10 protein-coding genes are annotated in these 13482 nt (G+C 32.1%); 1 reads left to right on the top strand and 9 read right to left on the bottom strand.

What is annotated here, in order from left to right; translation table 11 throughout:
- The 9 genes from ACVC43_RS11850 to ACVC43_RS11810 form a co-directional block, all read right to left on the bottom strand.
- Positions 1–1254, bottom strand: coding sequence for a DUF4249 domain-containing protein (locus tag ACVC43_RS11850; RefSeq protein ID WP_452224739.1), 1254 nt, complete (start codon positions 1252–1254; stop codon positions 1–3).
- Positions 1255–1259: 5 nt separating this feature from the next.
- On the bottom strand, positions 1260–2483 hold the full coding sequence (locus ACVC43_RS11845; RefSeq protein WP_452224738.1) for a DUF4249 domain-containing protein: 1224 nt from the start codon (positions 2481–2483) through the stop codon (positions 1260–1262).
- A gap of 2 nt (positions 2484–2485) precedes the next feature.
- Positions 2486–5215 carry a TonB-dependent receptor gene (locus ACVC43_RS11840; RefSeq protein ID WP_452224737.1) on the bottom strand — a complete coding sequence of 910 codons (2730 nt, stop codon included), beginning with the start codon at positions 5213–5215 and terminating at the stop codon, positions 2486–2488.
- Between the two features lie 2 nt (positions 5216–5217).
- The gene (locus tag ACVC43_RS11835) at positions 5218–5907 is read right to left on the bottom strand and encodes a hypothetical protein (protein WP_452224736.1); all 690 of its coding nucleotides are present in this window, start codon (positions 5905–5907) and stop codon (positions 5218–5220) included.
- 309 nt (positions 5908–6216) lie between these two features.
- Complete coding sequence (locus ACVC43_RS11830) at positions 6217–6864, bottom strand: alpha/beta hydrolase (RefSeq protein ID WP_452224735.1); 648 nt, start codon at positions 6862–6864, stop codon at positions 6217–6219.
- Positions 6865–7194 carry a DUF4870 domain-containing protein gene (locus ACVC43_RS11825; RefSeq protein WP_452224734.1) on the bottom strand — a complete coding sequence of 110 codons (330 nt, stop codon included), beginning with the start codon at positions 7192–7194 and terminating at the stop codon, positions 6865–6867.
- A 1-nt stretch (position 7195) separates the two neighbouring features.
- Positions 7196–8446, bottom strand: a complete 1251-nt coding sequence (locus ACVC43_RS11820) for a dihydroorotase (protein ID WP_452224733.1) — start codon at positions 8444–8446, stop codon at positions 7196–7198.
- A complete protein-coding gene (locus ACVC43_RS11815) occupies positions 8443–10371 on the bottom strand; it encodes a BatA domain-containing protein (protein ID WP_452224732.1) in 1929 nt (642 codons plus the stop codon). The genes ACVC43_RS11820 and ACVC43_RS11815 overlap by 4 nt, the downstream gene beginning before the upstream one ends.
- A 51-nt stretch (positions 10372–10422) precedes the next feature.
- The gene (locus ACVC43_RS11810; protein WP_452224731.1) at positions 10423–11430 is read right to left on the bottom strand and encodes a glycosyltransferase family 2 protein; all 1008 of its coding nucleotides are present in this window, start codon (positions 11428–11430) and stop codon (positions 10423–10425) included.
- A gap of 126 nt (positions 11431–11556) precedes the next feature.
- Between ACVC43_RS11810 and ACVC43_RS11805 the strand changes: the two genes are divergently transcribed.
- Entirely contained in the window at positions 11557–13461 is a 1905-nt protein-coding gene (locus ACVC43_RS11805) for a M61 family metallopeptidase (RefSeq protein ID WP_452224730.1), read from the top strand.
- Positions 13462–13482 lie beyond the last annotated feature (21 nt).

Raw genomic sequence — 13482 nt, 5'->3', positions numbered from 1 at the left:
TTAATCTATCCAGAAATCTGGTTGTATGTTTGATCCTACAGAGGTGCAATTAACGCATTCTTCTTTTGCTAAGGAATATATATCTGTTGCTTCATCATAATTTGTTAGTTTATAATTTTCTCTTGTAACATATGAATATATTAGGTTTCTTTCATTGGCGTCTTCATCACAAAAAGCATTTAAATTATCGTTATAATTTAAAACCTGTTCATCGCATGCATAAATATAGTTTGGTAATGGAATGTTAATATCTGAATAATTGAAGAAAATTCTTTGCTCTGTCACAGAAGCAACTTCAAAAAAACCAATAACGCGATTACTATTTGCGCTCAAGCCGTTTAAATTACCTTCTAAAAATCCTGGTTGCGTTTCAGATAAAACACTTTCACTATCACCTAAAAGGGACAAAATTCTATAATAATTATAAGATTCTATATTTTGCACATATTGTCTCACCTTTATACTGTATCTATCTCGTAATATACTTGCATCTATAACGTCTTCATTTAAATCTTCTGGAATAAAACGAACAGGAAAACGTGTAATATTATTCTCTAAGAGATTATTACTATTCGCTTGTATAATTTCTGTGTTGTTATTAAAACTATAACAGGTTGTTTCTTCGGTGGTTTTAGTAATAAATTCTACATCATAAAAAACCGAAGTGCAAAAACCTCCAGCCGAAAAATAATTAGAAAAAATAACATCTATTGGGTAATTTAATGGTGTTACAACTTTATAGGTTTCTTCAAACTCATATCTAAAATACTTAGCATTTTCACTGTTGTTTTCGCTGTCTACGAATATTTTAACACCGTTACCTCTGGTATCGTCATTAACAAATTCTGGATATAGATTATCTATTTGAGATATTGGTGTTAAAGTTTGTTGGTTAGAACTGTAGGTTTTTCCATCTGCAGTATTGATTATTAAAGTGTAGTCCACGTTCGATACTGCTTCGAAAGCAATATCTGAGACATAAATACCTTCACTGTTTTGAGAAAAGTTAAAGCTATTACCTGTATTGTCTGTTACTCTAACTTCGGCATTATTTTCTAATGTTTGTTCGCTATCCTCAAGTAGGTACGTGCGCGATAGTTTTACTTCGTGTTGTTTTAACTCATTTGTAATGGTCGCTTCAACCACCAAAACACTTTCAAAGCTTTCGGTTTCTAATGCTATCTCTTCTGTGCAGCTTAAGTTAAGCAGAATCAAGCAAATAAAAATTTTTAATATGTATTTTTTATGTTTCATAAATTTTAATCTATCCAGAAATCTGGTTGAATGTTAGACGAAAATGTAGTACAGTCTCCACAGGTTGGATTTACAATGCCAAACAACTCTCCACCTGTTGTTCCATAGACATGTTTATAATTTTGAGATATTATTTTAAAGCGTAATAAAGCTCTTTCGTCTGGATCTCCATCAATAAATGCGCCGAAATAATCACCATAACTAAGTTCAAGAAAATCACATTCAAAAAAATATGGTGGCTCAGGAATGTTAAAATCCTGATAGTTAAAGTATATTCTTTCTGAGGTTACAGAGGCTACTTCGAAAAAACCAACAACTCTATCTGCGCCATTGTTATTAGTGATATTACCTTGTACGTAACCAGGTTGATTTTCTGATAGTAAATTGTCGTTATTACCTAAGGTTTTAATTGTTTTATAATATTCATGAGCCTCTAAAGTTTGAACAAACTGTCGCACTTTAATACTATACCTCGTTATTAAGATGCTGTTGTCTATTTCAATTTTTCGAACCGCAAAACGCGATATTACACTTTCCGTTAATTCTGAAGTGTTTTTTAATATGATTTCTGTATTTTGTTTAGTGGTAAAACACACACGCTCTTCTTGTTCCTTGGGTGTTACAAGAACCTGATAAGTACCGGTTTGTGGGTCGTAATCGATTATTTCTGCATCGGAATTAGACTCAGAATGAAATGGTGCAATAATTTTATAAGTTTCTTCAAATTCGTATCTAAAATAATTTGCGTTAGTAATGGAATTATCGCTATCTAAAAATACGGTTATATTTTCTCCGTTCGTATCATCCACTGTGTATTCCGGGTACAAATTATCTATTTGAGAGATGGGTGTTAACGTTTGTGGATTAGAACTATACGATTTACCGTCTGTAGTATTAATTAGTAGCGTGTATTGAAGATCTGGTAAAGCTTCGAATGGAGTATCTGCAACATAAACACCATTACTATTTTGAGAGAAATTAAAACTGTTTCCAGTGTTATCTGTTACTCGAACTTCGGCATTATTTTCTAATGTTTGCTCGCTACCCTCAAGTAGGTACGTGCGCGATAGTTTTACTTCGTGTTGTTTTAACTCATTTGTAATGGTCGCTTCAACCACCAAAACACTTTCGAATGTTTCAGTCTCAAGTGCTATTTCTTCTCTGCAACTAAAACTAATTATAGATATTATAATTATTACAAAATGATATGTGAGTTTAAAACGCTTCATAATTAAAATTTAAAATTATACGTTATCGTTGGTACAGGAATAGAGAAAATAGACGTTTGAAATGCTTGTATTTTACCATCGTTATTTACAAAAAACACAGAATATGGATTATTACGACCCAAAACATTATACACCGAAATATTCCAAAAACTATGTGCCAGTTTATTTAGCTTATGTGATGCCTCTATATTTACACCAACATCTAATCTGTAATAATCTGGGATTCTAAATTGGTTTCTATCACTGTAAAGCACTTGCTCACTTCCTGCAAAAATAAACTTACCAATAGGATAGGTGATTGGGCGTCCGGTTTGGTATATAAAATTAGTAGATATACTGTAACGTTTAGTAATTCTATAATTGGCAACCAAACTAAAATCATGAGGTTTATCGTAATTAGCAGGAAAATACTCACCATTATTTACCTGTTCCTGTTGTATATCGCTATTAAGTTTTAAAAGCGCTCTTGAGTAACTATAACCAATCCAACCATTTAATGGTCCTTTTTTCTTTTTTATAAGTAACTCTATTCCATAAGCTTTTCCTTCGCCTTGTAATAATTCTTGCTCTAAAGATTCGTTTAAAATTAATTCGGCCCCAATTTTATAGTCCAGTATGTCGTACATTTTCTTATAATAGCCTTCAAGACTGACTTCTATACTAGATGCATCTAAATTTTTATAGAATCCTAAAGCAATTTGGTTGGCACGTTGTGGTTTAGTATTTAAATCTGAAAGTTTCCAAGTGTCTGTTGGAGAAATAGTTGTATTGTTAGATAATAAATGTAAATATTGAAGTGTCTTGTTATAACTCGCTTTCACAGACAGTGAAGGTGATAACAAATAGCGTAATGAAGCTCTATACTCTAAACCACCATAACTTTTAATAGATTCGTTATTACTATAGGTATTAACAGCTGTTATGGTCGATTCTCCTTTTGGTTGGCCGCTTTCGTACACATTTTGAGTTCCAGGACCTAAAGCAGAAAATCTTGAGTACCTTAAGCCAACATTTAATAGTAATTTATCTGTTATCTCAAATAAATCTGAGACATAAATGGCAGACTCTAAACCTTTTTCTTTATCAATATTTTTAGGCACAATTATAGATTGGTCTCCCGAAGGTGAAAGGTTTCCAGGTTCTACTTGATATAATTTAGTACTAATACCATAATCGAATTTATGAGTATCGCTATGATTGTATTTTAAGTTTACTTTTAGTTGTGTTTCGTTAATTTTATAATCGAAATCGAAATTACTATTAGACTCTGCATCGTATCCAATTCCGTATTTATACTGGCTATTAACAGCAATAACTTCACTTTTATGCTTATCATTTTTAAATGTGTGATTCCATTTTAATGAGGCAATTGCATTACTGTAGTTAAATATAGAGTCAGACGTAATACTAAACTTGTCTTTGCTGTAATAACCAGTAGCCTGAAACTTATTGTTTTCGTTTATTTTATGATTGTACTTAATAAGACCATCGTAAAAAGAGGCTTGACTATTTTGTAAGGTTTCTTCGTCGAGAGATCTTAAAATCCAATTGGAGTAGGTAGCGCGTGCAGCAGCTGTTAATGCAATTTCATCTTTTTTAATTGGTGTTTGTATGCTTAAACTCCCTGTTATGGGACCTATAGCGCCTTCTCCAGAAAATTCTGTATAGTTTGGTTCTTTCGATTTCATATCGAATACAGATGATAATCTCCCACCAAACTCTGCAGGAATACTTGCTTTATAGATATCAAGCGAACCAGTTGCAAAAGGATTAACAGCAGTAAAAAAACCTAAAAAGTGAGAGGGATTATACATAACAGCATCGTCTAATAGAAATAAGTTTTGGTCTGATCGTCCACCACGAACATTAAATCCAGCAGAACCTTCACCAGCGGTTTTAATTCCAGGAAGCGTTGTTGCGACCTTTAAAATATCGCGCTCACCCAAGACAACAGGAATTGTTTTTAAACCTTCTATGTCAATTTTAGTAACCCCAACTACCGCATCTTTTACATTCTTATTTGCGGTAGATTCTAAAAATACTTCTCCAAGTGTCTCTGCCGCTACAGGAACAGACAGTTTTATAAAACCGTCTCCATATACCAAAATATCCTTTACAATACCTTGGTAGCCAAGCAGTCTAGCTTCTATAGTGTTTTTTCCAACAGGTAATACTATTGAGAACCTTCCGTTTTTATTAGTGGAAGTATTTTTTCCTATTTCATTAACAATAATGGCCAATCCTTGTATTGGAGCTCCAGTATTTTCATTAACAACAAGACCAGAGATTTTAAACGTTTCGGCATTAGAATTTAGGTTTTGTTTCCCTACGGTTGTTAAATTGTCATTATTATACTCATTAAAAAATAGTGCGTCATTTTCTGAATTTCCTGTTTCTTGTTCGTCATTAAAAAAGCCTTCTGGAAGAGTTTCATAAACTACACTATTGTTGGTTAGGATGACTTTATCCTCAAAAATTACAAAATTTAGTGAGCGCTCTTCAAACAAATCGTTAAGAATGTTTTCAAGAGAACCATTATTATAATCTTTAGTTATTTTTTCATTATCCAACCAACTATCCAGATAGTAAAAAGAGCGATCGGTTTTTTCTTCAAGAATGGTTAGAACTTCCTTTAAATTTAAAGCATTAAAAGACACGGTAACAGAGTCGTTTTGCGCAATAGTATTTAGCACATAAAAAAGCATGAAAGCTAATAGCATTAATTTTTTCATATTTATTTGTTTGTGCTGTTAGTGCTAATTTTAAAATCTAACCACTGCGTTAAAAACTTATAGAGACCTTCGTCGTTGTCTCTAAAACGTTTTTTGTTTTCTTTAGCTTCATTTTTTAATTCTTTGGCTAACTCCGGAAAAATTTTTCTAAACGATTTTGCGGAATTTATTTCGTTTAAATTTCCATTGTAAGACAAGTAATAAGTAGGGTTTTTTGTAAATAAATAATATAATTTATTTCGTCTTATTCTCTCACTTACAGTTTTTTTTCGTTTAGCGTATAATTTTAATGTTGATGTAGTGTAAATAATTTCTAAATAACCAGAAACCAACTCTTTATTCTCATTTATATTTTTGGTATTTATAAAATAATGATCTTGAAATTGAAAATTTGCTACTTTTTCTTGTATGAGTTCGACATTAATGAACCCCTTTTCTCCTTCTGGCTGAAAAATGAGTTGATCGTTAAACACATCGTACTTTAAATCTACATCAAGAAAAGCTTCGCCATCATAATATACATCTCCTTTAAGAAAATTAGGAGAACTAAAGAAATTATGATTGTCTTCTGTGGATTTATAAATATTATAATAACGTTTCCCGTTATATAATTTAGTGTTTTCTAAACCTATAATTTTATCGAATGTTTTAAGTGTTTCTCTATTGAGATTATTTTCCTGAGCCTTTATCATAAAAAATGAGACACAAAAAAAGCATGTAAAAATTAGTGATTTTACTTTCATTAATTAGGTTGTTTTTAATAATTGCGATGTTTTAAATAAAACAAAAGGGCAAGTTTGAAATTTTCAATATCTGTATAACATAAAATATTGAATGGAACAATTAGTTTAAAAACAATCAACTAATATTACATTATAAAAAAACACAACTTACATAGCTAAGTTAACGAAAAATAAAGTAGAAGTAACTTACCCTAATTAGAAAATAAAATATAATATCAGTATTGCTATTTAGAAGACTAAGAATGAGAATATTAAAATTTAAATGAGTTTAAGCAACCACTCTCTAAGCTCATAAAAATTCTGTGGTGCCACACCATGACCAACCGGAAATTCTGAATATTGATGCTTAATATTTAAAGCTTTTAAAAACGTTGGAGCTTGTCTTGCCCAATCTACTGGGATAACCTGGTCCACAGTGCCATGAGAGCAGTAAAAGTTTAAATGTTGGTAATTAACTTCTGGTTGTGTTTTAAACAAATCTTCATTAATGTAGCCACTTAAGGCAATTATGTTCTTTATTTTTTCTGGATAGGAGAGTGCTACAGCATAACTTAAAATGGTACCTTGACTAAAGCCTAAAAGTGTAACATTATCTTTATCTACAGGGTATTTGGCAATAGCTTCATCTATAAATTTAGCAATTAAATCTCGCGATTCTATGGCTTGCTCATTATCACTCCATTTGCCTTTTTCTGCATCAAAATTAATGGCATACCAAGCATTTCCGTATGGTTGCATAGCATAAGGAGCTCTTACCGATATGATAAAAAGGTCTTCGGGTAACTCGCTGGCAAACGAAAACAAATCGTTTTCATCACTACCGTAACCGTGAAATAATATTAAAAGTGGTGCATTGTCTTTTAAAGACGATTTGCGTATAATGTGATAGAGCGATAAATCTGTCATTTAATTACCTAAATTGTAAAACCATTGTTGAAATTTTTCACCAATAAAAGGAATAAGTTTTGTTTCTCCTTTTATAGCATAAATAAGGGCGTATAACCAACTTGCAAAGGTTATTAACCATAAAATACTACCCACCCAACTGTTTACATATTTTTCTACAACATTAGAAACAATTAGCATGACTATTAAACCTATCATTTGCCTGATATGGAAGTTAGTAAACGGATTCTTTTTTTCAAGATTTAAAAATATAGCTATTAACGTGCCAATGAAAGTTAAATATGCTACGATGCCTAAAGTTTTTCCCTCTTCTACAATTCTTTTTTCCATATTATAAAACAGTTTTATTATTTGCGATTATGCCATAAACTTCTCCTCTTAAGTCTTTGTTTAAAAACAGACTGTTTTTAGATTTTGAGTGTATGTGTTCTACAGTAAAAGTAAATTTGGTGTCTGGATTAAATAAGGTTAAATTAGCTTTGTTGCCTTCAGCAATGGTGTGTTCCTCAACATTAAAACGTTGTTTTCCCTTACTTAATAATTTAATTGTTTTTTTGGTAGAAAATATGGTCTGTAAAGCTGCAAAAGCGCTTTCTAAACCAACAGTACCATATCCAGCATAGTCGAACTCTACTTTTTTATCTTCTATGGTTAGCGGATTGTGATCACTCGTTACCATGTCTATTGTTCCATCATTTACACCTTCAATTAAAGCGTCGACATCGCTTTGTGTTCTAAGTGGAGGTAATACCTTATAATGTGTGTCGAAATCTGTTAATTCACTATCTGTTAAACATAAATTGTGTATGGCTACACTACATGTAACATCTAATTTTTTCTGTTTTGCATCACGAATTAAGCGTACAGACTCAGCAGTAGAAATTGTTGGTATGTGTAATTTGCCACCAGTGTATTCTAATAGATAAAGATCGCGAGCCACTTGTAAAGCTTCTGCAAGAGTAGGATTTCCTTTTAAACCTAACGTGGTACTCGTAATGTTTTCGTTCATTACACCTTGACCCGTAATCTTATCTTCCTGTGGAAAAGAGCAAACTAAACCGTTAAAATTACTTGCATATTGCAAGGCGATTTTTAGCAAATTAGGATTGGAAATAGGTTTTTTATAATCTGAAAATGCCACAGCACCTGCAGTTTGCATATCGTATAACTCGGCCAAAGCAACGCTCTCGCTATTTTTAGTAAGTGCACCCACTGGCAATAATGCAACAGCATTATTTTGAGCTTTAGATTTTAAAAAAGCCACATCTGCATTAGTGTCTATAATGGGTTGTGTGTTAGCCTGTAAGGCAACCGTTGTAAATCCAGATTTTGCTGCCGTTTTTAAACCGTTTTCTATAGTTTCTCTATCTTCAAAACCCGGTTCTCCAAAACACACGCTACTGTCAAACCACCCTTGAGAAATATGGAGATTGTTTAATTTAATCTCTTTGAAATCATTAGTGTTATTTATGGTTTTAGCTATTTTAGATATCTTACCTTTCTCTATTAAAATATCTTGAGTAGTGTTATGGTAATCACTCTTAGGGTCTATTATTGTTGCAGATTTTAGTAGTACGTTCATTTAAAAAATTTTAAGATGAGCATTTCAACAATTAAAAGTATTAATGCAAAAATAACAAACCATTTCCATAGCTCGTTTACTTTAGTATCACTTTTTATGGTTTCGAAAACAGTATCTATAGCGTTGCTAACCTTTACATTGTCTCGATTGGAAAAGTTAATATAAGCCAGGTTACTTTCTTTTCTATCATAATTATAGCTTACATTTTGTAGAATTTCAGCTTTGTTTTTAATGCTGTAAATACCAGATTTTTCGGGTGTTTCATTTGTGGTTATTGCTACTTTATTATTAAAATAGTGCTGTTGCGGTATTATGTTAGACGCTTCGCCAACCAAAGTTAAAACAGCGTCCTGCTGTAAATTAGTGGCAATGTCGTAAGTGTTTTCTTTGCCAATTGTATAGTATAAATTAGACAATTGTAAACTGCGTTTAGAAATGTTATACAGTGTTGGTACAATTAAATTAATATCTTGAAAATTAGAATTCTTTGTATTTAACGCCGAAGTAAATACAAACGCATTATTGTTTTCAGATAAAAATGGTTTGCCATCTTCAAATTGAAGAACAGCGGACGACGACCCTAAATTTTGAGAATAATAAGATTGCACTTTCGGGTACTGAAAATTGGATACTCGTTTTTCGAACACACCACTGCTATACAAAGGATGCGAATAATTAATATTGGTTAAACTTTTTTCGGTTTTAATTAAAGTAGAAAACGGCGCAAAGCTGAAGGTAGCCAAAGCACTGTTGTAGTTTGGTAACTCAATATTTTCTGCAGGAATAATAACGAGAATTCCACCGTTTTTTGTAAATGATTTTAATGCCGTTACCAATGCATTAGGGATGTCTTTTAATTCGTTTAACACAATTAAATTCTGCTTGCTTATATCGCTGTAATTTAATTGGTTATACGCTGTAGATTTGTAATTAAACTCATTTTCAGTATAAATACCTTTTAAAAAAGCATCGTTAGCTTCGTTAATAGCAAGCACATTTATTTTTGAACTATTATCAATATTAAAAAACAGAGTATTATCAAACTGAAGATTTGCGTCTTCTATAGAAACTTTTCCATTTACTCGCTCGTTTACAGGTAGGGTAAATACACTTTTAGCATCATCTGCAATATTAACAGAGGTTTTAGTGAGTAAGTTGCCATTATTATAAAGAGAAACAGGTAAATTGTCTATAGCGCTTCCGTTATTTTTTAAAACCACGGTTAGCTCGATATTAGCAGATGTCTTTTTAGAAATAAATAAACTATCTATTGAAACATTACTGTTGTTTACTGGTTTTAGCTGTACTAAATTAAGATTGACGTTATCGGTATTTTCAAGTTTAAAACCCGCTTCTTTTTGCTGAAAATCACTAATAAAAACCAAGTTTTTTAACGTATTTTCATTTTTAGAAAAATACTTTTTGCTTTTTAAAAGTGCCGCATCGTATGGCAGTTGGTTTGTGGAGTAGTTAAGCTGCAACAAGTCGTTAGTAATCGCTTTAATAGAGGTGTTTCTAAAGGCATCGTCATTAGTAACAAAAGAAATATTTTCGTCTTCTGGTACGTTACCAATTATATCGCTTACAGCCCGTTTTAACAGCTCTCCCTTATTGCCTTTGGTTTGCATGCTAAAGGAATTATCGAGATAAATTACGGTTTCAGACTTGGTATTAAACGTTTTGTTTTTAGATGTAAATGGCTGGGCAAAAGCAATAACAACAGCTGCCAGAATACCCATTCTTGTTAGCAAAGTCAGCCATTTTTTTATTTGTGCGCTTTTACGGGTTTGTAAGGTAACCTGCTTTAAAAAATCGACATTTGTAAACGCTTCTTTTTGAAATTTACGTAACTGAAATAAGTGAACAATAATTGGGATTAGCAGTAGAAATAAGGCGTAAAGAAGTTCTGGGTGTTTAAACTGCATTGCTATTTTTGATTAAGCAAATATAAAACTAATACTCAAATATGAGAAGTTTTAACAAAAGAAAAAATAATCAACCATAGATTGTTTTTTTAATGTTGAGAAATAAGCTTTTATCTTAAGTTGTTCTTCACTGTTTGCAACACTTACAATACTTTGAGGCTGATGTAGTGCTTCTAAATATTGAAAGGGTTTCATTTCTATATCGTAAATATGCTTACCTATTTTTTTGGGGTTATCGCAAATCCATTGAAATGGAATTTTGTGTTCAATTAATTTTTTGGCTATTGTTTTACCTTTTTTTCCTGCTCCCCAAATAACCAAGGGTCTAGAAGGCGTGTAATCTAATTTTAAAAAATAGTAAAGTTTTAAATCAATAAAGCTATTTTCTGCATAATGTGCATCTGTTCTTGAGGCTCTCGTACCATAATCTCGCCAATGGTGTAAAACTTTATTGCATGGTATAATTTTATAATTTGCTTCGTAAAACCTAAATGTTAAATCGTAATCTTCGGGATAGCGTTTAGGTTTAAAGGCATCAATAGCAACTAAATCTTCGCGATGTAGCATCCAACAGGGTGAAGGTATTACACATTCTTTATAAATCTCAGAATAATTGGTACCGTTTTTAGTTAATTCGTTGAGCCATAATTCGTATTTTCTGTAACCATCGCTTATGCCTTCGGCAGAAAAATAACGTACCAAACCTGTTGCCACGTGGTTTTTACCGTATTGCAACAAATTATCTAAAAGTGATTTAAGCTTATTATTTGGCATAATATCATCGCTATCCATTCTGGTAATATATTCGCCTTTAGATTTAGAGAATGCTAAATGTAAAGCGCTAATAATTCCGGAGCCATCATTTTTAAAAAGCTTAATTCTGTTGTCTTCTTCAGCATAGTTTGCCACTAATTGATAACTTTTATCTGTAGAATTATCGTCTATAATTAGGAGTTCCCAATGCGTGTAAGTTTGATTTAAAATAGAATTTAAACACGCATCCAGAAAAGCTTCTGTGTTTTTAAAAGGAATTAAAATGCTAATTAACGGGTGCTGCATTGGTGCAAGATAGCAATCTCTTTATTTCAGTTTAATAGATATTAACAAAAATTTTAAATTATTATATGTAACAGATTGTACTTTTGGGCGTCTTATTATTTTATACACTAATTTAAAACCATAATAATGAAAAAACATGTATTGAGTGTTATGTTTGCTGGAGCGCTTCTGGTTGGATGTAATTCTACAAAAACTTCTGGAAGTAAATCTACCAATGATTTAGCTTCTTTAAATCCTATCGAAACTACTTTAGATCTAACAAAAATAGTAGATGATAAAGCTCCAGTTGTAATTAACCCTGGACGTTTTACAACAGAAACGGTAACCTTTAGATTGCCAAGAGTAGTGCAGGGAACGTACTCTGTGAGCGATTTTGGAAAATATGTAGACGATTTTAAAGCTATAGATTATAAGGGCAACGAATTACCAGTTGTTAAAACAGATACCAATACATGGACCATTAGCAACGCTGCTAATCTAGATATGATAACTTACAATGTTAACGATACCTTCGACACAGAAATTAGGGGAGGCATAGGAGCAGATGCTCCATTTTCGCCATCAGGAACAAACATAGAACCTACTAATTATGTATTAAACTTGCACGGCTTTATTGGTTATTTCGATAGTTTAAAAAATGCACAGTATAAGTTAGATGTTACTGCTTCAAAAGCATTTTTACGCACGTCTGCATTACAGGAGACCGGCACTAAAATGAGTGATGATGGCATGTCTATGACCTCAAGCTATTTTGCACCAAGATATTTTGATATTACAGATAACCCAATGTTTTATGGTGAGTTAGATGTAGAAGAGTTTCAAGTTGGAGACATTAAAATTGTGTTAAGTGTTTATTCGCCAAACAAAGTACATTCTGCTGAAAAAATTAAAGCAGTTATGGAGAAAATGATGCAAGCTCAAAAAGCATATTTAGGCGATATTGACAGTACGCCGCGTTATGATATCTATTTGTATTTATCTGAAGGCAAAGAAGATTCCCCTAAGGGTTTTGGAGCGTTAGAACACCATACATCTACAGTTGTGGTTTTACCAGAATCTATGCCAGATGAAGCATTAGCCGAAAGCATGATTGATGTAGTTTCTCACGAGTTTTTTCATATTGTAACTCCATTAAGCGTACATTCTGAAGATGTACATTATTTTGATTATAACAATCCAACATTCTCTAAACACTTATGGATGTACGAAGGTGTAACAGAATATTTCGCAACACTTTTTCAGGTAGATCAAGGCTTAGTTACTGAAGATGAATTTTACACCAAGATAATGGGTAAAATTAAATCAGCAGCTAATTTTGATGATGCGATGAGTTTTACAGCCATGAGTGAGAATATTCTTGACGATCCTTATGCAAATCAATATATTAATGTTTATTCTAAAGGAGCATTAATTGGTATGTGTATAGATATTTTAATGCGAGAAGAAAGCAATGGCAATCGAGGTATTTTATCTTTAATGAAAGAATTATCGCTTAAATACGGTAAAAATAAGCCATTTGAAGACGATAATCTTATAGATGAAATTACAAAAATGACGTATCCATCGGTTGGAGAATTTTTAAACACTCACGTTGTAGGTGGAACACCAATTAATTATAATGACTTTTTTGCGAAAGCTGGACTTACATTAAAAGAAGGAAAAGTACCAACAAACTATATCCAGAATGATGGTGTTTTAATTTTCGCACCAGATATGGCAACAATGACCATACCTTTTTCAGAAGCTGTAAAAGACAATAGTTTTTGGGCAGAAAACGGTGTTCTTCCAGGAGATGTTATAAAAACCGTTGATGGTAAGGAATTAACTTTAACTAACGCTAATGAGATTTTAACCGAAGTTTTTATGTGGAAGCCAGGCAGAGATGTCGATGTACGTTTAGATAGAAAAGGTAAAGAAATTGTTGTTAAAAATAAATTAACACAATCGTATACTACTGGTTCAAGTTTACAGGTAGATGCCAATGCTACTGCGAAGCAAAATGCTTTACGTGAAGCCTGGTTAAAAGGATAAGCAAACTATTTATATAAAAAA

This window comes from Lacinutrix chionoecetis (assembly GCF_053604665.1).
Note: the sequence above shows the minus strand (reverse complement) of the source record. Positions and strands in the feature narration are given on the sequence as shown.